This window comes from Streptosporangium brasiliense (assembly GCF_030811595.1).
Lineage (GTDB): Bacteria > Actinomycetota > Actinomycetes > Streptosporangiales > Streptosporangiaceae > Streptosporangium > Streptosporangium brasiliense.
In genome coordinates this window covers 4,514,983-4,540,267 of the sequence record NZ_JAUSRB010000002.1, presented here as the reverse complement: position 1 = coordinate 4,540,267, position 25,285 = coordinate 4,514,983, and the positions used below count along the sequence as shown (strand labels likewise).

The following is a 25,285-nucleotide window of genomic DNA, read 5'->3' as shown; positions in this document are numbered from 1 at the left end:
GGGCGCTCCTCCCAGGGACGAGGATTCTGCACGTTTTATTCACACTTGCAATAGCCTTTGCCTCACCATGAGCACTCTCCCCTTTAGGCAACTATCGTCACTCATCGTCGCTTCCTTGGCTTTTACCCTGGTCACGGGCGTCGGTGCCGCGAACGCCGCCACTCCGTCGACCGCCAAGGCCTCCGTCGCGAAGGAGCAGGCCGTACCGCGCGGCCGCACCGCCGCCACGGCCAACCCCATCTACCGGACGGGCACGCTGCCCGCCGTGAGCTGCACGACCGGACAGATCCGCGCGGGGAGCGCGGCCTCGTACAAGGTCTTCATGACCCGCGTCAACCGCTGTCTGAACCTGGCGTGGAAGACCCAGTTCAAGAAGGCGAGGCTGCCCTTCGCCCAGCCCAGGCTCCGCTTCACCACCACCAAGGTGGGCAGCCCCTGCGGCCGCTGGCCCGGCGGCGCGGGCGGCTACTACTGCTCCAGCAACCGCACCATCTACATCGGCGTCTTCCGCGACGTCCTGAAGAACCCCTACGCCCCCAACCACGCCCAGTTCATGGCGCACGAGTACGCCCACCACGTGCAGCAGCTGTCCGGCATCATGAACTACTACGGCCAGAGCGTCTGGCGGGCCAGGACCTCCACCAAGCTCGCCTTCTCCCGCCGCCTCGAACTGCAGGCCGACTGCCTGGGATCCGCCTTCCTGCGGCAGATCGCCGACGACCTGCCGGTCGAGCAGGAGCAGTGGGACTCGATGGTCCGCTGGGTCTCCGAGAACGGCCACAAGACCTGGGCGTCCAACGACCACGGCAAGGGCCGCAGCCAGGCCTACTGGATGGAGCGCGGTTTCAACGCCGGCTCCCCGTCGGCGTGCAACACCTGGACCGCCTCCTCCCGTAGCGTCGCCTGAACCCCCTCCCGCCGACCATGCGGCCGTGCGCTCCCCGCACGGCCGCATTTCGCTTTACCCCCACCTGCGCCTCTACTAGGGTTCGGGATCATGCGTACCCCCCTCATCGCCGTGCTGTCCGGCCTGCTCGCAAGCCTGCTGTTGACCGGTACGGCCGGCGCAGGCGTCGCGGAGCGGTCCGGACCGGCGCCCACGGGCAAGACGGCCCTGACCGCCAACCCGATCTACAAGACAGGGCAGCTCGAGCTCAAGCAGTGCGAGGAACAGCCCGTCATCCCCAATGACCTCGACTCCTCACGGGTCTACCTCGAGTTCCTGATGGACTGCCTCAACGAGAGCTGGGAGTACCAGTTCTCCAAGGCGAAGCTGCCCTTCTCCAAGCCCAGGCTGGAGACGATCTCGCGCATCGGCCGCGCCACCGGCTGCGGCGCGTTCCCCGAGGGCGCCCAGGCGGTCTACTGCCCGGCCAACAAGAAGATCACCTTCTTCCTGGACCCGGGGATCCTCTCCCAGTCGACCGAGCTGTTCCTGTTCCAGGTGATGGCCCACGAGTACGGCCACCACGTGCAGCAGCTGTCCGGGATCATGGGCGCCGTCGAGAGCCGTCACTACAAGAACGACAAGGCATTCCTCCCCGAGCTCCGCAAGGTCGAGCTCCAGGCCGAGTGCCTCAGCGGCGCCTTCATCGGCAGCGTCTGGCAGTCCCTGAACCGCCGCGAGTCCGACTTCACCTACGTCCTGCGCGCCGCCTACGACACCGCCACCCACGGCAAGGCCGCCAACATCGCCTACTGGCTGAAGCGTGGCTTCGACCAGGAGAGCCCCGGCGCCTGCAACACCTTCTCCGCCCCCAGGTCCAAGGTCGCCTGACCCCCACCGCGCCGAGAGCCACCCGCCGCCGTCCCACAGCCGCGCGCCGGGTGGTTTTCCTCTACCCGGGTACGGCGTGCGCCACCCCGGCACCGGACACGGACGGCGACCGTCCGCCGACTCGGAGTATCGTGCCCTTACCGACCTGAACGCCTCCGCGCCACGGCAACACCAGGGTCGGCCCCCCGATCGCTCGATGGCGAGGAGAAGAACGCGTTGAACGCGACAGACGCACGCTTGCAGGCCCTGGAGACCGACGTGGCCGTGCTCCACCTGCGGACGGAGGAGAACAGGACGATGACTTCGGCGATGTTCGAGGTGCTCGGCGACCTGCGCACGGTCACCACGGAGCTGCGGACGGAGGTGACGGGGCTCAGGACGGACGTGACCGGACTCAGGACGGACGTGACCGGGCTCAAGACGGACATGACCGGACTCAAGACGGACATGACCGGACTCAAGACCGAGATGACCGAACTCAAGACGGACATGACCGGACTCAAGACCGAGATGACCGAACTCAAGACGGACATGACCGGACTCAAGACCGAGATGACCGGGCTCAAGGCCGTCACCGATGACCTCCGCAGGGGCCAGGACGAGCTCCGCAGGGGCCAGAACGAGCTCCGGGCGAACGTCGCCGGACTCCGGATCGCCACCACCGACCTGCAGAGCGGCCAGAACGAGCTCCGCTCGGACATGGCCTCCGTCAAGCGGTCCGTCGGGAACCTGGAGACCTCGACGCGGCGGGTCGAGGACGACGTGGCCGAGCTCAAGGCCGGTCACGTCGAGCTGCGCAACCTGGTGGCCGGCCTGATCAAGTGACACGCGGCGGCCGCCGGCACTCCTCGGACGAGGGGTGCCGGCGGTTGTCCGTCCCCGGTCCGCTCCGCCGCGGCCGTACGGGGGGTCAGGAGCCCGCGCGGGCGAGGACTTCGAGGGGGTCGGCGAGAACCTGGGCGAAGGCGAGCTCGGCGGCGCCGACGAGGGTGGCGTCATCGCCGAGTGCCGAGGTGCGCAGGCGGAGGCCGTCACGCGAGGGCGGCAGGGCGTCGACGGCCAGGCGGCTGCGGACCTGCGCGGCGGAGCCGAGGTAGACCTCGCGGAGCATGCCGCCGAAGATGACCATCTCGGGGTTGAACACGTTGACGAGGTTGGCGACGCCCAGGCCGAGCCAGTCGCCGACGCGGCTGAGCGCCGCCTGCGCGACGATGTCGCCGCGGTCGGCGGCGTCGACCACGTCACGGACGGCGTCCCTGCCCAGCTGGTGCGTGCCGGAGCGGCCGGCGGCCTCCAGCACGGCCCGCTCCCCCGCCTCGGCCTCCAGGCAGCCGAGCGAGCCGCAGCCGCAGAGACGGCCCTTGGGGTTGACGATCATGTGCCCGACCTCCCCCCCGAAGCCGGCGTGGCCGCCCAGGAGCTGGCCGTTGACGATCACTCCGCCGCCGATGCCCACGTCCCCGTGGAGGTAGATGAGGTCACGGCAGCCGACGCCGACCCCACGGGTGTGCTCGGCGAGGGCGGCGAGGTTGGCGTCGTTGCCGACGGTCACCGGCAGGCCGAGGGCCAGCTTGCGGGCCATCTCCTCGGCCAGCGGCACGTCCACCGAGTGCATGTTCGGCCCGAACCTGATGACCCCGTCGGCGCGGCCCACCCCGCCGGAGAAGGCCGCCGCCACCCCGACGCACACCGTGTCCGGCCGGGTCTTGCGGTGCATCTGCCGGGCGAACCCGGCCAGCGGGCCGACGATCTCCTCCAGTGAGAACGGCCCGCGCCGCCGTACCGCCTCGCGGCGGTCCAGGATCGTGCCGCCCAGGCCGACACGGGCCGCGACCAGCCGGTCGACGCCCACGTCGAGGGCGAAGACGTAGACCCGCGCCGACTCCGGGCGCACCACGAGGGACGGGCGCCCGGCCCTGCCGGTCTCCCTGGGGAGCTCCTCCCTGACCAGGCCGGCGGCGGTCAGGTCGGCGGTGAGGGCCATGATGGTGCTGCGGTTGAGCCCCATCCGGCTGGTGAGCTCCGCACGCGAGGTCGGGCCGCCGAGGTGCACGTGGCGGAGGAGGGCGCCGAGGTTGTGGCGCCGGATCTCCTCCTGGGAGGGGCCAGCCCGCATCGTTTGGGTTTCCTTCGGGGGGTCGGGGTCGCTGATCACCTTAGACCAGTGGCTGCCGCCCGCTTGCGGGACAGTGCGTCCACCCCGGCGGCCAGCAGCAGGACCGAACCGGTGACCATGAACTTCACGCCGGAGCTGTAGCCCATCAGGCCCATGCCGTTCTCGATGACCGCGACCACGGTGCCGCCGAGGATCGCGTCCAGCACCCGTCCCTTGCCGCCGAACAGGCTGGTCCCGCCGATGACGGCGGCGCCCACCGCGTACAGCAGCACGTTGCTGCCGCCGGTGTTGGGGTCGACCGAGCTGGCCCGGGAGGCGGCGATGATGCCGCCGACGGCGGCCATCGACGAGCAGATCACGAACGCGCTGATCTTCATCCGGTCGACGTTGATGCCCGCCCGGCGCGCGGCCTCGGCGTTGCCGCCGACCGCGTAGAGGTGACGGCCGAACGCGGTACGGCGGAGCACGAACGTCCAGATCAGCAGGAGCACCAGGATGACCGGGACCACGATCGGCATGCCCGCGAGCGAGACGACGGCCGCGTTACGGCTGCGCTCCACGTTGAGGAAGTAGACCGCGACCCCGCCGAGCAGGGCGAGGGCGCCCACCCGGACCGCGATCAGCGAGATGGGGTCGGAGGTCAGGCCCCGGCCGATCCGCTTGCGCGCCCGCAGCAGCTGCAGCCCGGCGTAGGCGACGACTCCGGCGGCCAGCAGCGCCCAGCCCAGCGCGGGCGGGAGGTTCTTGTTGGCGACCGCGAGGATCGTCTCGTCGCGGATGGCGATGATGGTGCCGCCCTTGATCAGCAGCAGGACGAGCCCCTGGAAGGCCAGGAAGGCGGCGAGGGTCACCACGAACGAGGGGATCCCGAGTTTGGTGACGATGGAGCCGAGCGTGGCGCCGATCACCACGCCGGCCAGGATGGCCGCGGCCACCGCCACATACCAGGGCAGCCCCTGGTTGGTCAGCAGGATCGCCAGGATCGAGGCGCAGACGCCGCTGGCGAAGCCCGCCGACAGGTCGATCTCGCCGAGGAGCAGCACGAAGACCAGGCCCATGGCGATCACGGTGACCGCGGCGCCCTGGGTCAGCAGGTTGGCGAAGTTGCCCGCGGTGAGGAAGGAGGGGCGCAGGAGGGCGAAGACCGTGCAGAGCACCACCAGGCCGAACACCGCGGGCAGCGCGCCCATGTCGCCGCCGCGCACCCGCTCGGCGTAGCCGCGGACGTTGGCGCTGATCGAGGGTGCCTCGGCCCTGCGCTCGGGGGAAATCGTGGCGCTCATACCGTGACTCCGTTGGTGAGGCCGAGGTCCCCGCTCCGGCCAGAGGTGATCAGTTCGACGACCTGCGCGTGGGTGACGTCGGCGGTCTTCACCTGGGCCGCCATCCGGCCGAGGTAGAGGGCCGCGATCCGGTCGGACACGGCGAACACGTCGTTCATGTTGTGCGAGATGAGCACGACGGCCAGGCCCTGGTCGGCGAGGCGGCGGACCAGCTCCAGCACCTGTGCCGTCTGGGCCACGCCGAGGGCGGCGGTGGGCTCGTCGAGGATGACGACCTTGCTGTTCCAGAGCACGGCCTTGGCGATGGCGACGGTCTGCCGCTGGCCGCCGGAGAGGCTGGCGACGTGCTGGCGGATGGACTTGACGGTCCTGACCGACAGGCTCTCCAGGGTCCTGGCCGCCATCTCCTCCATCGTGTCCTCGTCGAGGACGATGCCGCGCTTGTGCTCGCGGCCGAGGAACATGTTCTGGACGATGTCGAGGTTGTCGCAGAGCGCGAGGTCCTGGTAGACGATCTCGATGCCCAGGTCCGCGGCGTCGCGCGGGCTGTGGATCTGGACGGGTCTGCCGTCGAAGAGATACTCGCCCGAGTCGATCGGGTGGATGCCGCCGACGCACTTGACGAGGGTGGACTTGCCCGCGCCGTTGTCGCCGACCAGGGCGGTCACCTCCCCGGGATAGACGGAGAAGGCGACGTCGTGCAGGACCTGTACGGGACCGAAGCTCTTGTCGATCCTGCGGAGTTCCAGAACGGGGGTCATGTGTGGCTCCTCGGATGCGGGGGCACGGCCGGCGGAGCGCCGCCGGCCGTGCCCCCGGCGCGTTACTGGATTCCGGCCTCGGTGCACTTGGCGGCGTACTCGCCGGTGCACAGCTCGTCCTTGGTCACGTATCCGTCGGTGACGACGTCCTTGACGTTGTCGAGGAAGATGGCCTGCGGGTCGAGCAGGACCGCGGGCACGTCCGCGCCGCTCTCGGTGTCCTTCACCGAACCGCTCACCGTGGGCTTCTCACCCTTGGCCAGCGCGATGGCGAGCTGGGAGCCCGCGTCGGCCTCCTTCTTGATCGCCTTGTAGACCGTCATGCACTGGTCTCCGGCGAGGATGTTCTGCAGGCCCTGCACGGTGGCGTCCTGGCCGGTGACCGGGACCTTGCCGTTGAGGTTGTTCTTCTTCAGCACCGTGATGGCGGCGTTGCCGAGGCCGTCGTTGGCCGCCAGCACGCCGGCGATCTTCGGCTGCTCGGTGAGCATCTGCTCGAAGATCGTGCCCGCCTGGGCGTTGTCCCAGTCCGGCACGGACTGGTCCGGGCCCTTGACGTACTCCTTGGCGTCGTACTTGGGCTTGAGCACGCCGTCGTAGCCGTTCTTGAACAGCGTGGCGTTGTTGTCGGTGGGTGAGCCGTTGAGCTCGGCCACGATCGGCTTGTCGGCCTTCTTGTCGGTCAGGCACTTCACCAGGCCCTCGCCCTGCAGGGTGCCGACCTTGGTGTTGTCGAAGCTGACGTAGTAGGAGGCGCCGCCGTTCAGGGTCAGCCGGTCGTAGTCGATCGTGGCCACGCCCTGGGACTTGGCCTTGTCGAGGACGGCCTTTCCGGTGCCGCTGTCCAGATTGACGATCATCAGCACGGTCGCACCGTTGGTGATCATCTGGTCGGCGATGGTCTGGAACTGGGTCTTGTCACCCTGGGCGTTCTGGATGTCGTAGGCGACGCCCGCGGCCTTGAACGCCTCCTCCAGATACTTGCGGTCCGCGGTCTCCCAGCGGGCGGAGGACTTGCTGTCCGGCAGGATGACGCCGATCTTTCCGGCTGCCTTGCTCTCGGCGGGGGCGGCGCTGTTCTGGGCAGTGGTGGTGTCGCCGCTCTCGCCCCCGCAGGCGGTGAGACCGAGGGTCATCGCCGCGGCAGCGGCGGTCAGGCTGAGGATCCCCTTGCGCATGGTGCACGGGTCCTTTCTTCGAAAAGTTGGGGGGTCTGGGTGGGGCACGGTGAATTCGCCGGCGCGGCCCCCGGATCTCGGCTAGCCGTTCCGTTGAATGTTGTTTGCGGCAACGTATTCCGCCATTGGCCAGGAACGCCAGCCCCCCGGTGGGTAAAGTTTGTTGTGGCCGGTAACAATCCAGAAACGCGGACTCAACCGGGTGCGCTCTGGACGGTCAGCGAGGCGGCCGACGCCGCGGCCCGGCCGGGGATCGCGCCCCGCCCCCCCAGGGGACGGCGGAGCCGGCGCGCTCCCAGAGCGGCAGGACCGGCGCGACGGGCTCAGGTCACCCGACCCGGTCCGCCTGGTCGCAGGCCCGCACCACCCGGTCCGGCGGGATTCAGCCCGGCCTCATCTGAGTACTACCCAATCCGGCACGGTCCAGCCCAGCACCGCCCGGTTCAGCGCGGCCCGGCTCAACCCGGGTCCACCCGGCACGGCCCAGCCCGCCACGACCCGACACGGGTCCAACCCAGCACGGCCCAGCCCGGCACGGCTCAACCCGGCACGGCTCAACCCGGCATGGCTCAACCCGGCACGATCCGACACGGGTCCAGCCCGGCACAGCTCAACCCGGCGCGGTCCGGCTCGGTCGGAGCAGCCAGGTTCAGGCGGCCGGGGCCGGGGCAGTCGAGTCCAGAGCGGCCGGATCCAAGGCGGCCGGGGCCGGGGCAGCCGGGTCCGGAGCGGCCGGATCCAAGGCGGCCGGGGCCGGGGCAGTCGAGTCCAGAGCGGCCGGATCCGGGGCAGCCGGGGCCGGGGCAGCCGGGTCCGGAGCGGCCGGGGTCAGATCGACAGGACGATGCTGTCGGGCACGGCGGCGAAGGTCTCGTCGAGCAGGCGGCCGAGCCCCTGACGCCCGCCCGCGCCGCCCGTCTCGGTCCATTCGAGAGCCGCGCACCGCCAGGCCGCGATCATGATCTCCACCGCGAGGCGGAGCCGTACGTCTCCCGCGAGCCCGGCACGCGCGCCGACCCGCTCGACGGCGACCCCGGTGGTGTCGTTGCAGTATCGCAGGCTGTGGGCCTGCACCGACGGCACCTTCGCGCAGAGCGCGCGGGCGGCCAGGAAACGCCGCTCCCAGTCGTCGTCCATCTCGCCGAGACTCACGTCGAGCGTCTGCCGCAGGTAGGCCAGCAGCGGCCCCTGGAGCTCACGCGCGTCCACCTCCCGCAGCCACGTCGACCACAGCTCGGTGTCGGCGGCCAGCGCCACATCCTCCTTGGAGGGGAAGTTGCGGAAGAACGTGCGCTTGGACACGTCCACCGCGTCGACCAGCTCGTCGAGCGTCGTGGCGTCGTAGCCCTTCTCCGTGAACAGCCGCAGGGCCGTGTCCGTCAGCGCCTTGCGGGTGCGGAGCTTCTTACGCTCACGGAGCGGCATGGTCATGACGCCATCTTACCCCTGAGGGGCGGTTGCTCTTTGACTTCTTTTTGCCACTTGGTGGCATCATCCTTCCGACGGCCACGGGGGGCCGGGACGCGGAACCGCCCGGCGGGATGATGTCCCGCCGGGCGGCTCACGTCCGGGGTGTTCCCCCTGTCGTGGGCGGAGCTTACGTGCGGCTCCGCCCCCCTGCGTCAGCTCTTGGCGAGCAGGGAGCGCAAGACGTACTGCATGATGCCGCCGTGGCGGTAGTAGTCCGCCTCTCCGGGGGTGTCGATGCGCACGACCGCCTGGAACTGCTTGTCACCGGCCCTGACCGTCACGGTCTGCGGGATGCCGCCCTTGTTGAGCTCCTCGACGCCGACGATGTCGAAGCTCTCCTCGCCGGTCAGCCCCAGCGACTCGGCCGTCTCGCCCTCGGGGAACTGCAGCGGCAGCACGCCCATGCCGATCAGGTTGGAGCGGTGGATGCGCTCGTAGGACTCGGCGATCACGGCGCGGACGCCGAGCAGCGCGGTGCCCTTGGCCGCCCAGTCGCGCGAGGAGCCGGAGCCGTACTCCTTGCCCGCCAGGACGACGAGCGGGATGCCCGCGGCCTGGTAGTTGGCCGAAGCGTCGTAGATGAACGACTGGGGGCCGCCCTCAAGGGTGAAGTCGCGGGTGTAGCCGCCCTCCACGCCGTTGAGCAGCAGGTTCTTCAGCCGGATGTTGGCGAAGGTGCCGCGGATCATCACCTCGTGGTTGCCGCGGCGGGAGCCGTAGGAGTTGAAGTCCTTGACCGCGACGCCGTTCTCGCGCAGGTATTCCGCCGCCGGGGTGCCGGGCTTGATGGAGCCGGCCGGGGAGATGTGGTCGGTGGTGACCGAGTCGCCCAGCTTGGCCAGCACCCGGGCGCCGGAGATGTCCGTCACCGGCTCCGGGGAGGCCGGCATGCCGTCGAAGTAGGGGGCCTTGCGGACGTAGGTCGAGGCCGGGTCCCACTCGAAGGTGTCGCCGGTCGGCACCGGCAGCGCCTGCCAGGCCTCGTCGCCCTTGAACACGTCGGCGTAGTCGCGCAGGAACATCTCCTGGTCGATGGAGGACGCGACGACCGCCGAGACCTCCTCCGGCGAGGGCCAGATGTCGGCCAGGAACACCGGCTCGCCGTCGGTCCCGGTGCCCAGCGGCTCGGTGTTCAGGTCGAGGTCCATGGTGCCGGCGAGGGCGTAGGCGACGACCAGCGGCGGCGAGGCCAGGTAGTTCATCTTGACGTCGGGGTTGATCCGGCCCTCGAAGTTGCGGTTGCCGGACAGCACCGCGGTGACCGCGAGGTCGTTGTCCTGGATGGCGGCGGAGATCTCCTCCTGCAGCGGGCCGGAGTTGCCGATGCAGGTGGTGCAGCCGTAGCCGACCAGGTTGAAGCCGACCTTGTCGAGGTACGGCTGGAGGCCGGAGCGCTCGAAGTAGCCGGTGACGACCTGCGAGCCCGGGGCGAGGGAGGTCTTGACCCACGGCTTGCGGGTCAGGCCCTTCTCGACCGCGTTCTTGGCCAGCAGCGCGGCGCCCATCATGACGTACGGGTTGGAGGTGTTGGTGCAGCTCGTGATGGCCGCGATCGTCACCACACCGTGGTCGATCTCGAAGCTCGTGCCGTCGGCCAGCGTGACCTGGACCGGCTTGCGCGGGCGGTCGCCGTTGAGGCCGGGGGCGTGCGGCTTGTCGCCGTTGCCGTCGTGGGAGATCGCCGGGGAGTCGGAGGCGGGGAACGACTCGGCGGACGCCTCGTCGGCCGGGCCCTGGATGCTCGGGGCGTAGTCCTTGACGGCCGCGCGCCAGGCGCTCTTGGCCTCCGACAGCGCGATGCGGTCCTGCGGGCGCTTGGGACCGGCGATGGACGGCACGACCGTGGCCAGGTCCAGCTCGATGTATTCGGAGAAGACGGGCTCCTCGGCCTCCGGGTCCAGCCACAGACCCTGGGCCTTGGCGTAGGCCTCGGCCAGCGCGACCTGCTCCTCGGAGCGGCCGGTGAGGCGCAGGTAGTTGATCGTCTCGCCGTCGATCGGGAAGATCGCGCAGGTGGAGCCGAACTCGGGGCTCATGTTGCCGATGGTGGCGCGGTTGGCCAGCGGCACGCTGGAGACGCCCTCGCCGTAGAACTCCACGAACTTGCCGACGACGCCGTGCTTGCGCAGCATCTCGGTGATCGTGAGCACCAGGTCGGTGGCGGTGGCCCCGGCGGGGAGCTTGCCGGTCAGCTTGAAGCCGACCACGCGCGGGATCAGCATGGAGATCGGCTGGCCGAGCATCGCGGCCTCGGCCTCGATGCCGCCGACGCCCCAGCCGAGGACGCCGATGCCGTTCTCCATGGTGGTGTGGGAGTCGGTGCCGACGCAGGTGTCGGGGTACGCCTTGCCGTCGCGGACCATCACCACGCGGGCCAGGTGCTCGATGTTCACCTGGTGCACGATGCCGGTGCCCGGCGGGACGACCTTGAACTCGTCGAAGGCGGTCTGGCCCCAGCGCAGGAACTGGTAGCGCTCGCGGTTGCGCTCGTACTCCCGGTCGACGTTGCGCTGGAAGGAGTCGGGGCCGCCGAAGAAGTCGACGATGACGGAGTGGTCGATGACCATCTCGGCCGGGGCGAGCGGGTTGATCCTGGCCGGGTCGCCGCCGAGGTCGCGGACGGCCTCGCGCATGGTGGCCAGGTCCACGACGCAGGGGACGCCGGTGAAGTCCTGCATGATCACACGGGCGGGGGTGAACTGGATCTCCACGCTCGGCGCGGCCGCGGGGTCCCACTGGCCGAGGGCGCGGATGTGGTCGGCGGTGATGTTCGCGCCGTCCTCGGTGCGGAGCAGGTTCTCCAGAAGGATCTTCAGGCTGTACGGGAGGCGCCCCGACCCCTCGACGGCGTCCAGCCGGTAGATCTCATATCCCGCGTCACCGACGCGGAGCGTGTCACGGCTGCCGAAGCTGTTCGCGGACACGGTTCGCCTCCCTCATCACCCAGTTGTCCGGCGCGCCACCATAAAAGGCGCAATTGAATCCTGCCGCACCGTCGGAGTGCCCACGTCAGTTAGGTATGCCTAACCGGTGGCCACAGGTTGCAGCGGATGTCTCGACATCAAGATATCCCTAGAGATATCTCGACATCAAGTTACCTCTCAGTATGCTCAGAGCGGGGCGAGCCGGAAGTACAGCAGCCCGAGAACGACCACGGAAAGTACCGGGGCGAGAAACTTCTGCTCGAAGGCACGGCCGGTCTTGATCCCGATCTTCCACGGCAGCAGCCAGCGCTGCTTCATCGGCCACAGCACCGGACAGCCCTTCTCGGTGCAGCAGTCGCCGACGACGTGGGTCAGGCACCCGACCGCGACCGCCAGCCCCAGCCAGGCATAGCCCACGTTGTCGCTGCGGAACACCGCGAACAGCCCGACCGTCAGGGCGATGTTGACCATCGCGGAGGCGAACTTCTTGCCCGGGACGCCGATCCCGATCGACCGCAGCGCGAGGCCGATGAGCAGCACGACCAGGATGTCGCGGCCGATCGGATAGGTGTTGGCGAGGTAGTGGGCGCCGAACCCGGCGGCGATGGCGAACAGCAGCGAGTGGGTGGCGTTGCGGTGACCGCCGCTCAGCCAGGCGACGGCCTTGCTCAGCCCCCAGGTCACCGGGCCGAAGGTCTGGGCGATCGTGGCACTGGGGTGGTCCAGGTCCGGCAGCATCGCGGCCCCGGAACAGACCAGCGCCCCGGCGACGAACTCGGCCGGGGTGAGCGCGTCCGCCATGACGCCGGTCTCGATGAACCGGGAGGACTCGGTGAGCAGCGGCAGGGCCGCGAGCGTCGGCGCCACCCCCAGCCAGGCGATGGCCCCCGTCAGCGCGTGCGTGTGTCCCATCATCGGCCGAACACTCCTATCAAGATCACGCTAAGCGACTGTACGGCAAAGCCCGCGTCAAGCAAGGGACCGTGCCATTTTGCATCATCGGCGCGTCGGGAGGGCGAGACCAATCCGATACATGAGCGCTGTTCACCTTTTCTGGATTCTGGGGTTACCTGAGGTAACAAGCGCTTGTCCCGACCTCCCATCCCTACGCGAGAGGTGACCCCCCATGCCCCTCCGCCTGCCCGGACCCGTCATGGCCGCGCTCGTCGCGGTCATCGGCGCCGTCCTCGCCGCCCCCGCGGCGCACGCCGCACAGAACGAGGTCAGTCCACTCCCTCCGCAGTTGGAGACCGTCCGCAGGGCCGAGGCCGTCAAGCTCTACGGCGACGAGGCCATCCGCCCCATGGACCAGCGCAAGACCGGGCTCGTCTCGCTGGGGGACAGCGAGATCTCCGGCGAGGGCGCCTTCGACCGCTCCCTCTACGAGCCGGGGACGGACGGGCCCGACAACTGGTGCCACCGGTCGAAGAAGGCCGCCGTCCACGTCACCGGCATCCCGGCCGACGTGACCTTCAACCTCGCCTGCTCCGGCGCGCAGACCAACGACATCACCATCGGCGGGACCCACCAGTACGACGAGCTCAACCAGGGCGACAACCTGGCGATCAAGGCCCGCAACACCCGGATCGAGATGATCACGGTGGTGGCCGGGGCCAACGACACCGGAGGCCCCGAGTTCGGGCCGACCATGACCGGGTGCGTGGAGAGACGGGTCCTGTTCAGGGGGAACTGCTGGCCCGCGCACTCCTCGACCTGGGCCGGCCGGATCGACTTCATCGTGCCCCGGGTGGAGAAGGCCCTGCGCGACGTCCGGCAGATCATGACGGAGGCCGGCTACACGCCCGCGGACTACCAGCTCATCGCCATGAGCTACCCCGGCCCCGCCAGCCCGGACGTGGAGGACAACCCGAACTTCCCCGGCTGGTACAACGGCGGCTGTCTCGGCTATCTCTCCGACCTGGCCTTCGCCCGCAACAAGGCGGTGCCGATCTTCGAGCAGGGCATCCGCAGGGCCGCGAGCCTGGCCGGCGCGCGCTACCTGGACGCGAGCCGGCTCTTCCACGGCCGCGAGGTCTGCATGGACGGCCCCTGGGTGACCGGGCTGCACGCGGTGAACGGCGACCTGTTCAACCCCCGGGCGACCCAGCAGTCCTTCCACCCGAACTCCGCCGGGCACGCCGCGTTCGGCGCCTGCCTGGGGCGCTTCTACGCCGCCGACGCCACCCAGGCCACCTGCATGCTCCCCGCCGGCACGCTCACCCCGGCGCTCTACCCCGGCCTGCCCGAGTTCAGGCAGCTCAGGAGCGGCGCGACCGGCGACTGCCTGGACGTGGACGGCAACTCCACGCGCAACGGCCGCAAGCTGATCGGCTGGGCCTGCGAGGGCACGCGCAACCAGGCGTTCTGGTACGACCCGGCGCGCAGGACCCTGCACACCGAGCTCTCGCACGACCGCTGCGTGGACGTCGACGGCGGCCGGCTGGCCGCGGGCACCGCGATCCAGGTGTGGGACTGCCACGGCGGCCCCGCCCAGCGCTGGACCCATGACGGCGCGCGCCTGCACGCCGCCGACGCGCCCACGCTGTGCGCCACGCTCCCCGGTGGTGCCCACGGCGACCGGCTGACACTGGCCCCCTGCGACTCCGGCGACTCCCGGCAGGTGTTCACCTGGGAGACGAAGAAGGCGCTGGCCTACACCGAGCTCAAGTCGGGCGGAAAGTGCCTGGACGTGCCCGGCGGCGCCCCGGCGAGCGGCGCGAACCTGCTGCTGTACACCTGCGACGGCGGAGCCGACCAGTTCTGGGCCCACAACCCGGTCTCCGGGCAGCTGCACAACCTGGCCGACCCGGGCCTCTGCGTGGACCTGGAGGGGGGCACGGTCACGGCCGGGCAGCCCATCCAGGTGGCGCACTGCTCCTCGGCGGTCGGCCAGTACTCGGCGTCGATGCGGTGGGACCTGACCGACGGGACGTTCCTGTCGCGCAAGGACACCGGATGGGCGATCGCGGCGGCCGGGACCTCGGACGGCTCGGCGGTCGTGCTCCAGCGGGCCGCGGGGCAGCGGTGGAGCGCCGGTGCGGGCCGGGCGCCCGACCCGTGGAAATTCCTGACCGCGGACATCTACTGAGAGAGGGGCGGCCGGCCGGAGAATCTCCGGCCGGCCGCCCGCACATCCCGGAAACGACAGACGGGACCGTTCCGCACCGAAAGCACCCCCCAGCCCTTCCGGCACGGAACGAATCCCGTCTATGTCCTTTGTAACGTGCAGGTCTCGATGCTTGTTCCGAAATCAGCCGAGAATTGCGTGATCTAGCTCACTTCTTCGCTGGGTGACAGCGATCTCACTTTCGGTGACGATCATCAGGAAGGGTATGACAGGCAGCGCGGCCACCCCGGCGAAGACCGCAAAAGTCCCGGTCAGGCCCATGATCTCGGCCAGCAGGCCGGCCAGGCCGGCGCCGATGGGGAGCGTCCCCCAGGTCAGCAGGCGGGCCGCCGCGCCGTACCGGCCGAGCAGCCGGTCCGGGACGATCATCTGGGCCATGGTGCGGCTGTTGACCGTCCAGAGGGTGCCGCCCATGCCGCCCAGGAGCGCGGCGGCGCCGACCGCCCAGGCCTCGGGGAACACCGCCGGGACGGTCATCATGACGATGGTGCCGACGAGGTCGGCGAAGAGCGCCCAGCGCACGCCCAGCAGGCGGTTGACCGCGGTGACGAGCACCGCGCCGAGCAGTCCTCCCACCCCGATCGAGCCGAGCAGCAGGCCGTACCCGGCCGGGTCGAGGTCGAGCACCCGGACGGCGTAGGAGGGCAGCAGCGCCAGCCAGGCGCTCCAGCAGGCCACCAGCGCCGCGATGGTCAGCGACATCGTGCGGAGCAGGCGGTGGCGCCAGAGGAAGGCCAGCCCCTCGACCATCTCCTCCCGGACCCTCCCCGGCCGGAGGGGCCGGCCGGAGTCTCCCTCCCCGGGGGCGCTCACGCGGAACCGGCCGACCAGCAGCGCGAGCAGCACCGCCCCCAGGGCGAAGGCCGCGGCCGACGAGCCCAGGGCCAGCGCGGCGCCGACGCCGGCCAGCAGGCCACCGATGGCCGGCCCGGCGAACTCGTTGGCCACGGTCTCGGCGCCGGCGATCCAGGCGTTGACCGGACCGAGCCGCCCCCGCGGCACGGCCGCCGGGACCAGGGCGCCGACGGCGGAGGACGCCACCACCTCGGCCAGGCCGATGGACAGGCCCGCCAGGTAGAGCACCGGCAGCGACAGCGCGCCGGCGGCGACGGCCGCCAGCAGGCCCAGCACGGCCACGAGCCTGACCAGGTTGGCCGCGGCCGCCAGCCGCCTGCGGTCGCCGCGGTCGACGAGCACCCCGACATGGAGCGAGGCCAGCAGCCACGGCAGCGTCAGGGTGAGCCCCACCCCGGCGACCAGGCCCGGCGAGTCGGTGAGCCCGACCGCCAGCAGCGGGAGCACGACCTTCGCCACCCCGTCGGCCAGGTTGGTCGCCACGGTGAACCCGACGAGCACCCTCTCGTTACGCCGCACTGTCACGTCCCCGCCTCACCCAGAAGATCATAGTAACCACCTAAAGCCTTTAGATGGTCACACCTTAGCCGTTCGGCCGGCCGGGTGGAAGCCGCAGGGATCCACCGCCCCCGACCAGCCAAAACCCCCATATCACCTCAATAGCTTGTTCTTAGAACGCTCTCGATATATCTTTGAAGCATCGAGAACGATCGAAAGACGGTCGCGACAGGTGGAGGAACCATGACTTCCGCACACACGATGGGCGGTCACTGGACCGGCGCCATCCCGCACGAGGTGCGGCGCCAGATGAGACGCGCCGCCAGGGAGGCCTGGCGGAACATGGCCGCCGGCTGGCAGCAGGACGAGCCTCACCACGGCGGGCCCGGCCCGCACGGATGGGGTTCCCACGAGCACCGGCACCGGGGGCGCCGCGGCGGCCCCTTCCCCGGCGGCCCCTTCCCGTGGGACTTCGGCAGGGGCGGCCCGGGGCGCGGCGGCCCGTTCGGCGGACGCTCGCCGTTCGGCCGGGGGCGCAAGGCGAAGCGGGGCGACGTCCGCGCCGCGATCCTCGCCCTGCTGTCGGAGGAGCCGCGCAACGGCTACCAGATCATCCAGGAGATCGACCGGCGCAGCCAGGGAGGCTGGAAGCCCAGCCCCGGCGCGGTCTACCCGGCGCTGCAGCAGCTCACCGACGAGGGCCTGGTCCTGGCGGAGGAGAGCGACGGCCGCAAGTCCTTCCGGCTCACCGAGGCCGGCCGGACCTACGTGGCCGAGCACGCCGACGAGGTGCGCGCGCCCTGGGAGGAGATGACACCCGACGTCGACGACAGCACCTGGGAGCTGATGAACCTGGCCCGCCAGTCGGGATTCGCCATGTTCCAGATCCTGCAGACCGGCAGCGACGCGCAGATCCGCCAGGCCCAGCAGATCCTGACCGAGACACGCCGCAAGCTGTACCAGATCCTGGCCGACGGCGACTCCGGCGAGGAGTGAGCATCCGATGACGTCCCGGGACGACCTCCGCATCGGAGACGCCGAGCGTGACACGGCCATGACGGCCCTGCGCGAGCACTACGCGCAGGGCCGCCTGACCCACGAGGAGCTCGACGAACGCATCGAACGGACCCTGGCCGCGCGCACCGGCGGGGAGCTGGCCCTGGTCTCGGCGGACCTGCCTGACCTGTACGGCTCCCGCCACGGAGATCAGGACGCTCCCGAGCACGGATGGGAGGACTGGGGGCCCGGCCGGCCCGGGCCGTGGCACGGGGGCCGCGGCCACCACGGACGCGGTCCCCGCCGGGCGGGCCGCCACCCCGCCGCCTGGCACCACCACGCGGCCTGGCACCACCGGACGGGGCGCCGGGGCGGGCCGCCGATCGCCCCCTTCCTGATGCTGATGCTGGTCGTCGGGGTGGCGACCGCCGGGTTCTGGTCGCTCAAGTTCGTCTTCGCCGCCTGGCTGGCGGTGGCCGTGCTGGGCCTGCTCCGCCGCAGGCGGTGGCACCACCCCCGGACCGGCCGCCCCGGCCACTGAACACCCCCGGCCGCCGGGCGCCCCGGCCCGGTCAGCGCAGGGACTCCCGGAGCCGTCGCATCTCCCCCGCGATCCGCTCCAGCGTCCAGTGGGCGTTCAGGCCGCTCGGGTTGGGCAGTACCCACACCCTCGCGCCACCGATCCTGTCCTCCAGCGGTCCGATCGCCGCCTTCGGCCGGGCGAACGCCATCCGGTAGGCGGTCACCCCGGCCACCGCCACCACCTGGGGCCCGACCTCGGCGACCAGCTCCGCCAGCCGCTCGCCGCCCTCGCGGAGCTCCCGCGCTGACAGCTCGGCCGCCTGCGCGGTGGCCCGCGCCACCACGTTGGTGATGCCCAGCCCGAAGGAGGGGAGCAGATCCTGCTCGGCCGGGGTCAGCAGCCGGGGAGTGAAGCCGGAGCGGTGCAGCGCGGGCCAGAAGCGGTTGCCCGGCCGGGCGAAATGGCAGCCGGTGGCCGCCGAGTAGAGCCCCGGGTTGATGCCGCAGAACAGCACCTCCAGCGACGGCCCCAGCACGTCGCCGACCGTCCGGTCCCTGGCCGCGTCGAGCTCGGCCCGCGTCGGCGGCCCGGCCCTGACGGCGGGGGCGGCCGGGGGCGCGGCGGCGGAGGGCTCCGCCGGGGGCACGGGGTTCACCTCTGGCACGGGCACGGCCCCTAGCCCATCTCCTCCAGCCTGCGCCCCTTGGTCTCCCGCACCATGAACATCACGAAGAAGAAGGACAGCGCGGCGAAGAAGGCGTAGCCCACGTAGGCCCCGGCCAGGCTCCACGCCGCCAGGGACGGGAAGGAGACGGTGATCAGCCAGTTGGCCACCCACTGGGCGGAGGCGGCCACCGACAGCGCGGCGGCCCTGATCCTGTTGGGGAACATCTCGCCGAGCAGCACCCAGACCACGACACCCCAGGACAGCGCGAAGAACAGCACGAAGACGTGCGCGGCGACCAGCGCGACGGTGCCCTGCGTCTCCGGCAGCCTGACGCCCGCCCCGGTGCGGACCCCCGCGCTGAAGGCCCACGCGGCCACGGCGAGCGAGACCGCCATGCCCGCCGAACCGATCAGCAGCAGCGGCTTGCGGCCGATCCGGTCGACCAGCGCGATGGCGATGAACGTGCCGACGATGTTGATGATCGAGGTGGAGAAGCTGATCAGCAGTGAGTCGCTCTGGTTGATCCCGACCGACTGCCACAGCGACGCCGAGTAGTAGAAGATCACGTTGATGCCGACGAACTGCTGGAAGACCGAGAGCAGGATGCCGATCCAGACGATCGGCAGCAGCCCCAGCGCCGGGCCGCGCAGGTCACGCATCCGGGGCCGGTGCTCGCTGCGCAGCAGGTTGTAGATCTCCGTCACCCGGGTGTCCAGGTCGACGTTGTCGCCCTCGACCTCCCGGAGCACCCGGCGGGCCTGCTCCGTCTTGCCCACCGCGATGAGATAGCGCGGCGACTCGGGGATGATGGTCGAGAACAGCAGGTAGAGCAGGGCGGGGACCAGGCAGGCGCCGAGCATCCACTGCCACGCCTGCAGGCCGAACAGCTCGTTGTTGACGTTGCCCCCGGCCGTCTTCGCGATCGCGTAGTTGACGAGCTGGGAGACCGCGATGCCCAGCACGATCGCGAGCTGCTGGAAGGAGCCCAGGCGGCCCCGGTAGGCGGGTGGCGCGACCTCGGCGATGTAGGCGGGGCCGATCACCGAGGCCATGCCGATCCCGACGCCGGCGAGCACCCGCCAGAAGGCCAGGTCCCAGATCGCGAACGGCAGCGCCTGGCCGACGGAGCTGACCGCGAACAGGAGTGCGGCCACCTGCATGGTCCTGGTGCGCCCCCAGTGGTCGGCTATGCCTCCGGCGATCCACGCGCCCACCGCCGATCCCAGCAACGCGATCGCCACCACGACGCCGATCTGGACCGGACCGACCCCGAAGTGCTTCTGGATCCCGGTGACGGCGCCGTTGATGACGGCGCTGTCGTAGCCGAACAGGAACCCGCCCAGCGCCGCTGCGGCGGTGATGAAGACGACGTGTCCGAGGTGCTCGCTGGATGTGCCCGAAGAGGCGGTGCCGACCATGACGGTCCTTTCCCCCGAAGAACGCAGGTATCCCTGGATCGACCGCGAGAGATCGCACCCGATCCGGTCCGGGGGGCTTGTTCACGACATGAGCTGCGAAAACGTAATTCGACTTAATGGAGAGTGTCTCACAGCGTCCCGCTGTGGATCAGCGCGGCTCTCGGGTTCCCGGCCCGCGCAGCCGGTGCCCGGACACGGCGGACGCCCGCCCCCGGGGATGGGGGCGGGCCCGCGAGGTCGCGGCGGCCCCGTGGGATCGGCGGCTACCAGCGCAGGATCGCGGCGAGCCCGTCGAACTCGGCCAGGGCCTCGGACGCCTGCTGGTCCAGCACGATCACCTCGGCGTCGATGTCCAGGGCCCGTTCGATCATGCGCTCGCCCATCCTGGGCTCCTGGACGAGCGTCTGCTCCGACTCCCCCTGCGGGACCTGGTCCGGGGGCCAGAGCCGCCCGTCGGCCGTACGGCTGCCGCTCCACTCGCGGGACTCGGCCAGCAGCAGCTGCGCCACCCGGCTCTCGTTCAGCGCGTTGAGCGTGTCTCCCATGCCGAGGGCCCCGCGCCCCCCGGACAGGGCGGCGTCCTTGGCCCGCTCCGCCAGCTCGGTGGCACGCCGGGTCCGGGCGGCCAGCAGCTGCGGTTCCGCGTACTCGGCGATCTTCGCCGGGGGCAGCGAGTCGACCACCGCGTCGATCTGGATGACGTCTCCGGTCAGCTCCGCCGCCACGACCTCGGTCAGCTGGACGTCGCCGACCAGCACGACCGTGGTCCAGCCCCGGCTCTCGGCCTGCTGGGCGACGTCCGGCGCGGCGGCGCGCACCAGCCTGGTGAGGTTGTCCTCGACCCGGCGCTCGAACCTGTCCCGGTGCGCCGCGCCCTGCCGGGCGAGCTCCGAGGCGGCGGGGCCGCGCATCTGCCGCCAGTCCTCGGCGGAGACCTCGAAGTACGCCCGCTCGGCGTCCTCGGCCGTGCCGTACCGATAGTCGATCATGCGCAGCCCGTCCCGGGAGACGAGCACGAGGCCGGCCGGCGGCGCGGTCTCGACCGTGTTGACCAGCGGGCGCACGTAGGCCGTCGACTCCAGCACGATCTGGTCGGCGACCGGCAGCTGGAAGGAGAAGGTCCACACCTCGTCACTGCTGATCGGCGCGAACAGCACCCGCCCCAGCCCCGACTCGGTCGGGTTGAGCAGCAGCCCGAGCTCCTGGTCCAGCCCCTCCAGCCGTTTGAGGACGGCCATCCGCCGCGCCCGGTCCCCGTCGGCCGAGACCTGCTCCCGCAGTTCGGTGAGCTGGTTGCCGAAGCGGATCCGCCACGCGGGCCGGACCGCCGCCTCCTCCCGGGGGTCGGCGGTCACGTAGAACGACAGCACTCCCTTGTCGTCGTGGATGGCGACGACGTCCCGCAGAGCCGCACGATCGAATCTCATGACGCCCCCCTGGTGGTCCGGCCTCCAACGATATGGACCTGTATGGGGGGAGCGATCGCCCGAATCGGGAAAATGCCTTGCTTCTTCACCTGTCTTTACCTGGAGATCACAGACGCGGGTCCACCGGCTCGGACTCCAGCGCCAGGACGGCGAAGACCGGCTCGTGCACGCGCCACAGCGGCTCGCCCTCGGCCAGCCTGGACAGCGCCTCCAGCCCGAGGGCGTGCTCGCGCAGGGCGAGGGAGCGCTTGCGTCCCAGGAAGCGGCGGCGCAGGACCTCCAGGCTCTCGGTGTAGTCGGGGCCGTAGATGATCCGCAGGTATTCCCGCCCGCGCACCTTGATCCCCGGCTGCACCCGGCCCCCGGGCACGGCCGCGCCCGCTCCGCCCGCCCGCTCGCCGTCGGCCTCCCGCGGCCACCGCAGCGGCTTGACCACCATGCCCTCCCCGCCGTCGGCGGTCAGCGCGGACCACCAGTCGGTCGCCGTGTCCCTGGACTCCTGCGAGGCCAGGTCGACGGAGACGTGCCGGGTGGGCGCGATCAGCGGATCGGTGAGCCGGGAGAGCATGTCCAGGTGCCAGGAGTGCGTCTCCTCGGCGGCGGTCGCCCGGCCCTCGCAGGCGAGGATCTGGAACGGCGCCAGCCGTATCCCGTCCAGACCCGAGACCGGCCAGCAGTAACGCGCATACGCGTCCCGGAACCGGGCAGCGTTGGCGTGGCGGCGACGGGTGCGGCCCAGTAGATCGCCCACATCCAATCCGCGCCCGGCCGCCGCCTCCAGGACGGTGATCGCCTCGGGCAGCGCTGTGCGGGCCGCGGCCCCCACCGAGGCGTACTGGCTGCGGATCAGCCCCTCCGCCTTCGCCGACCAGGGCAGCAGCTCGCAGTCGAGGGCGAGCCAGCCGGTGCCCAGCTCGTCCATGAGCGGCGCGCACGCCCGGCTGAGCCGGTCCACCAGTTCGGTGGTGTCGGGGAAGAACGGCCTGCCGGTCCGGGTGTAGACGGCCCCGGTGGTCCCGTCCGAGACCCCGAACCGCGCCGCCGCCGTCTCCGGGTCCCTGGCCAGTACGGCCACCGCCCGCGAGCCCATGTGCTTCTCCTCGCACACGACATGGGTGATCCCCGCGGCCGCGAACTCGGCGAACGCCTCGGCCGGGTGCTCCAGGTAGCCGTCGAGCCCGGAGGTCTCCGGCGGCGCCATCGTGGGGGGAAGGTAGACCAGCCAGCGCGGGTCGACCGCGAACCGGCTCATGATCTCCAGTGCCGCGGCCGAGTTCTCCTCCCGGACCTTGACGCGGCCGCCGCCGTGACGCACCTCGATGTGCTTGGTGCCCTGGACGTCGCCGATGGCGAGCGCCTCGGGGTCACGCCGGCCCGGGGCCCCGAACGGCCTGACCGACTCGTACCAGACCTTCTCGGCGGGCACCGAGACGATCTCCTTGGACGGGTAGCGCAGCGCGGTCAGCCTCCCGCCGAACACGGCGCCGGTGTCCAGGCAGATCGTGTTGTTGATCCACTCGGTCTCGGGGACCGGGGTGTGGCCGTAGACGACCATGGCCCGGCCCCGGTACTCCCGCGCCCACGGGTAGCGCACCGGCAGCCCGTACTCGTCGGTCTCGCCGGTGGTGTCGCCGTACAGCGCGAAGGCGCGCACCCGGCCCGAGGCGCGGCCGTGGTAGTCCTCCTTCAGCCCGGCGTGCGCGACGACGAGCCTGCCGCCGTCGAGCTGGTAGTGGCTGATCAGCCCGTCCATGAAGGCCAGCGCGGCCCCGCGGAACTCCTCGGGCTCGGCGGCGAGCTGGTCCAGCGACTCCTGCAGCCCGTGGGCGACCCTGACCTTGCGGCCGTTGAGCGCGCGGGCCAGCTTCTGCTCGTGGTTGCCCGACACGCACAGCGCGGTCCCGGCCGCGACCATGCCCATGACCAGCCGGAGCACGCCCGGCGAGTCGGGCCCCCGGTCGACCAGGTCGCCGACGAACACCGCCGTCCGGCCCTCGGGGTGGGTCGCGCCGGTGCCGCCGGGGTCGATCTCCCACCCCAGGGCGCGCAGCAACGTCTCCAGCTCCGACCGGCACCCGTGCACGTCGCCGATGATGTCGAACGGCCCGGTCAGCTCGCGCCTGTCGCTCCACGCCTTCTCGGTGACGACGGTGGCGGCCTCGATCTCGTCGGTCCCGCGCAGCACGTGGACCCGGCGGAAGCCGTCGCGGGAGATCTTCGCCATGGAGCGCCGCAGGTCCTTGCGCTGCCGCCGGATCACGTGGGGGCCGAAGTCCCGGTCGGGCCGGGCGGCGTTGCGCTCGATCGCCACCTCCTCCGGCACGTCCATGACGATCGCGTCGACGAGCACGTTGTGGGACTTGGCCAGCTCGACCAGCTTCTTACGCGCCTCCCACTGGACGTTGGTGGCGTCCACGACCGTCAGCAGGCCCCGCCTGAGCCGGGTGCCGACGATGTAGTGCAGCACGTCGAAGGCGTCGGAGGTGGCGCTCTGGTCGTTCTCGTCGTCCGACACCAGGCCGCGGCAGAAGTCGGAGGAGACCACCTGGGTCGGCCTGAAGTGCCGGCGGGCGAAGGTCGACTTCCCGCTGCCGGAGACCCCGACGAGCACGACGAGCGACATCTCCGGCACGGTGATCTCAGTCATCTCCGCCTCCCGCGTTCACACCGTCTCCGAGGCCGAACAGGGCCATCTGGGTGGGCGGGCCCACCTCGGGGTCGTCGTCGCCGACCGGCCGGAAGGCGACGTGGTAGCCGTAGTCGTCGCAGACCTTCGCCGCCCACGCCCGGAACTCGGCCCGGGTCCACTCGAAGCGGTGGTCGGGGTGGCGCATGCCCTCCAGGGAGTCGTAGCGCACGTTGTACTCGGCGTTGGGCGTCGTCACGATCACGTGTCCGGGCCGGGCGGCGCCGAAGACCACCCGCTCCAGCGCGTCCAGCCGTGGCGGGTCGACATGCTCGACGACCTCCATGAGAACGGCCGCGTCGTATCCGGCGAACCGGGCGTCGGTGTAGGTCAGCGCCCCCTGGAACAGCTCCAGCCGCTCCCGCTGCCGGTCGGGCATCCGGTCGGGCTTCAGCCGCCTGACCGCGAGTGCCAGCGCCTGCGCCGACACGTCCACCCCGGTCACCTTCGTGAACTCCGGCCTGCCCAGCAGCGCCCCGACCAGCTGCCCGGAGCCGCAGCCCAGGTCGATGACGCGGTGCGCGCCGAGCTCCCCCAGCGCCTCGACCACGGCCTCGCGGCGCAGGACGTTCAGGGGCCGCCTGGGCGCGCCGCCCGGCTCTCCCCCGGGCGCGGGGACCTGTCCCGCCGTCGCGGAGGGGGCCTCCACCGGCGGGGGCCCGGCCGCGGCCCCCTCGGCGCGGGGACCGGCGGCCTCCTCCGGGAGGACACCGGCTGCGGCCTCCAGGAGGGCACCGGCGGCGGCCTCCTCCTCCACGGGAGGTTCGAGGTCCTCCTCCACGTCGTCGCCGAGCTCGGCCAGGCGGGCGAAGGCGGTGCGGGTCAGGGCCTGGCTGCGGCCGAGGTAGCGGCGGGTGATCAGGCTCCTCTCGGGATGGGCGGCCAGCCAGGACTCGCCCGCCCGGATCAGCTTGTCCACCTCGTCGGAGGCGACCCAGTAGTGCTTGGCGTCGTCGAGCACCGGCAGCAGCACGTAGAGCTGGTTGAGCGCGTCGGCCAGCCGTACCTCGCCGCGCAGCGACAGCCGGACGTAGCGGGAGTCGCCCCACTCGGGGAACTCCGCGTCCAGCGGCACGGGCAGCGCCTCGACCTCCCAGCCCAGCGGTTCGAACAGCCGGTGGGCCATCCCGGGGCCGCCCCGGCAGGGCAGCACGGGCAGCGCGATCTCCAGCGGGATGGGGCCGGCGGCCAGCTCGGGACGGCTGTCGCAGCGACCGGCGCGGGCCGTGCGGAACACCTCCGCCAGCGCCACGGCCAGCAGCGACGACGCGGCGTAGGGCCGGTCGTTGACGTACTGGCCCAGCGCGTAGTCGGGGGTGGAGCGGCCGCGCGAGCGGACCAGGCGGACCGGGTCGACCTCGAGCATCAGCGCCGCCGTGCAACGCTCCTCGTCGGCCTCCGGGTAGAAGACGCGGGCCACGCCGTACGACTGGCCGAACTCCTGAACCCGGTCCGGATGCTTGTGCAGCAGGAAACCGAGGTCGGTGGCGGGCCGTACGGTCGTGGAGATCGTGAGCAACACCCGGCTCAGTCTGCCCGACATCCGGCCGGACGGGCCATGGGTTAACGGGCCGGACGT

The 25,285-nt window shown here is 71.1% G+C and carries 19 protein-coding genes; 6 read left to right on the top strand and 13 right to left on the bottom strand.

Annotation, left to right across the window (positions count from 1 at the left end; translation table 11 throughout):
- Positions 1-115: 115 nt before the first annotated feature.
- The 3 genes from J2S55_RS29455 to J2S55_RS29445 all read left to right on the top strand — a co-directional run bounded on the left by J2S55_RS29455 (position 116) and on the right by J2S55_RS29445 (position 2,602).
- Positions 116-907: a neutral zinc metallopeptidase gene (locus J2S55_RS29455; protein WP_306867673.1), complete on the top strand. Its 792-nt coding sequence runs from the start codon at positions 116-118 to the stop codon at positions 905-907.
- 90 nt (positions 908-997) lie between these two features.
- Positions 998-1,777, top strand: coding sequence for a neutral zinc metallopeptidase (locus tag J2S55_RS29450; RefSeq protein ID WP_306867671.1), 780 nt, complete (start codon positions 998-1,000; stop codon positions 1,775-1,777).
- 216 nt (positions 1,778-1,993) lie between these two features.
- Complete coding sequence (locus J2S55_RS29445; RefSeq protein ID WP_306867669.1) at positions 1,994-2,602, top strand: hypothetical protein; 609 nt, start codon at positions 1,994-1,996, stop codon at positions 2,600-2,602.
- A gap of 85 nt (positions 2,603-2,687) precedes the next feature.
- On the opposite strand, the gene J2S55_RS29440 is transcribed toward J2S55_RS29445, so the two are convergent.
- The 7 genes from J2S55_RS29440 to J2S55_RS29410 form a co-directional block, all read right to left on the bottom strand.
- Positions 2,688-3,893 (bottom strand): ROK family transcriptional regulator, encoded by a 1,206-nt coding sequence (locus J2S55_RS29440; RefSeq protein ID WP_306867667.1) that lies wholly within the window; start codon positions 3,891-3,893, stop codon positions 2,688-2,690.
- A gap of 35 nt (positions 3,894-3,928) precedes the next feature.
- Positions 3,929-5,176 (bottom strand): sugar ABC transporter permease, encoded by a 1,248-nt coding sequence (locus J2S55_RS29435; protein WP_306867665.1) that lies wholly within the window; start codon positions 5,174-5,176, stop codon positions 3,929-3,931.
- The gene (locus J2S55_RS29430; RefSeq protein WP_306867663.1) at positions 5,173-5,937 is read right to left on the bottom strand and encodes an ATP-binding cassette domain-containing protein; all 765 of its coding nucleotides are present in this window, start codon (positions 5,935-5,937) and stop codon (positions 5,173-5,175) included. The genes J2S55_RS29435 and J2S55_RS29430 overlap by 4 nt, the downstream gene beginning before the upstream one ends.
- Positions 5,938-5,999: 62 nt before the next feature.
- Positions 6,000-7,115 carry a sugar ABC transporter substrate-binding protein gene (locus J2S55_RS29425; protein WP_306867660.1) on the bottom strand — a complete coding sequence of 372 codons (1,116 nt, stop codon included), beginning with the start codon at positions 7,113-7,115 and terminating at the stop codon, positions 6,000-6,002.
- An 828-nt stretch (positions 7,116-7,943) separates the two neighbouring features.
- Positions 7,944-8,546 carry a TetR/AcrR family transcriptional regulator gene (locus J2S55_RS29420; RefSeq protein WP_306867657.1) on the bottom strand — a complete coding sequence of 201 codons (603 nt, stop codon included), beginning with the start codon at positions 8,544-8,546 and terminating at the stop codon, positions 7,944-7,946.
- Between the two features lie 191 nt (positions 8,547-8,737).
- Entirely contained in the window at positions 8,738-11,509 is a 2,772-nt protein-coding gene (gene acnA / locus J2S55_RS29415; RefSeq protein ID WP_306867654.1) for an aconitate hydratase AcnA, read from the bottom strand.
- Positions 11,510-11,695: 186 nt separating this feature from the next.
- Positions 11,696-12,424 carry a metal-dependent hydrolase gene (locus tag J2S55_RS29410; protein ID WP_306867651.1) on the bottom strand — a complete coding sequence of 243 codons (729 nt, stop codon included), beginning with the start codon at positions 12,422-12,424 and terminating at the stop codon, positions 11,696-11,698.
- Between the two features lie 211 nt (positions 12,425-12,635).
- Here J2S55_RS29410 and J2S55_RS29405 point away from each other — a divergent pair, with 211 nt between their 5' ends.
- The gene (locus J2S55_RS29405) at positions 12,636-14,597 is read left to right on the top strand and encodes a ricin-type beta-trefoil lectin domain protein (protein WP_306867648.1); all 1,962 of its coding nucleotides are present in this window, start codon (positions 12,636-12,638) and stop codon (positions 14,595-14,597) included.
- Positions 14,598-14,759: 162 nt separating this feature from the next.
- Here the strand turns inward: J2S55_RS29405 and J2S55_RS29400 are convergent, their stop codons facing one another.
- On the bottom strand, positions 14,760-16,016 hold the full coding sequence (locus J2S55_RS29400; protein WP_306867645.1) for an MFS transporter: 1,257 nt from the start codon (positions 16,014-16,016) through the stop codon (positions 14,760-14,762).
- Between the two features lie 216 nt (positions 16,017-16,232).
- Here J2S55_RS29400 and J2S55_RS29395 point away from each other — a divergent pair, with 216 nt between their 5' ends.
- Both J2S55_RS29395 and J2S55_RS29390 read left to right on the top strand, forming a co-directional pair.
- The gene (locus J2S55_RS29395) at positions 16,233-16,985 is read left to right on the top strand and encodes a PadR family transcriptional regulator (RefSeq protein WP_306867642.1); all 753 of its coding nucleotides are present in this window, start codon (positions 16,233-16,235) and stop codon (positions 16,983-16,985) included.
- Between the two features lie 7 nt (positions 16,986-16,992).
- Positions 16,993-17,526 (top strand): DUF1707 SHOCT-like domain-containing protein, encoded by a 534-nt coding sequence (locus tag J2S55_RS29390; RefSeq protein WP_306867640.1) that lies wholly within the window; start codon positions 16,993-16,995, stop codon positions 17,524-17,526.
- Positions 17,527-17,557: 31 nt separating this feature from the next.
- Here J2S55_RS29390 and mug read toward each other — a convergent pair whose 3' ends face one another.
- From mug to J2S55_RS29365, 5 genes are all read right to left on the bottom strand, one after another.
- A complete protein-coding gene (gene mug / locus J2S55_RS29385) occupies positions 17,558-18,043 on the bottom strand; it encodes a G/U mismatch-specific DNA glycosylase (protein ID WP_306875616.1) in 486 nt (161 codons plus the stop codon).
- Positions 18,044-18,183: 140 nt separating this feature from the next.
- The gene (locus J2S55_RS29380) at positions 18,184-19,593 is read right to left on the bottom strand and encodes a sugar porter family MFS transporter (protein WP_306867638.1); all 1,410 of its coding nucleotides are present in this window, start codon (positions 19,591-19,593) and stop codon (positions 18,184-18,186) included.
- A gap of 263 nt (positions 19,594-19,856) precedes the next feature.
- Positions 19,857-21,020 carry a VLRF1 family aeRF1-type release factor gene (locus J2S55_RS29375; protein WP_306867635.1) on the bottom strand — a complete coding sequence of 388 codons (1,164 nt, stop codon included), beginning with the start codon at positions 21,018-21,020 and terminating at the stop codon, positions 19,857-19,859.
- A gap of 106 nt (positions 21,021-21,126) precedes the next feature.
- Entirely contained in the window at positions 21,127-23,667 is a 2,541-nt protein-coding gene (locus tag J2S55_RS29370; RefSeq protein ID WP_306867632.1) for a polynucleotide kinase-phosphatase, read from the bottom strand.
- Positions 23,660-25,228, bottom strand: a complete 1,569-nt coding sequence (locus tag J2S55_RS29365) for a 3' terminal RNA ribose 2'-O-methyltransferase Hen1 (protein WP_306867629.1) — start codon at positions 25,226-25,228, stop codon at positions 23,660-23,662. The genes J2S55_RS29370 and J2S55_RS29365 overlap by 8 nt, the downstream gene beginning before the upstream one ends.
- Between the last annotated feature and the right edge of the window lie 57 nt (positions 25,229-25,285).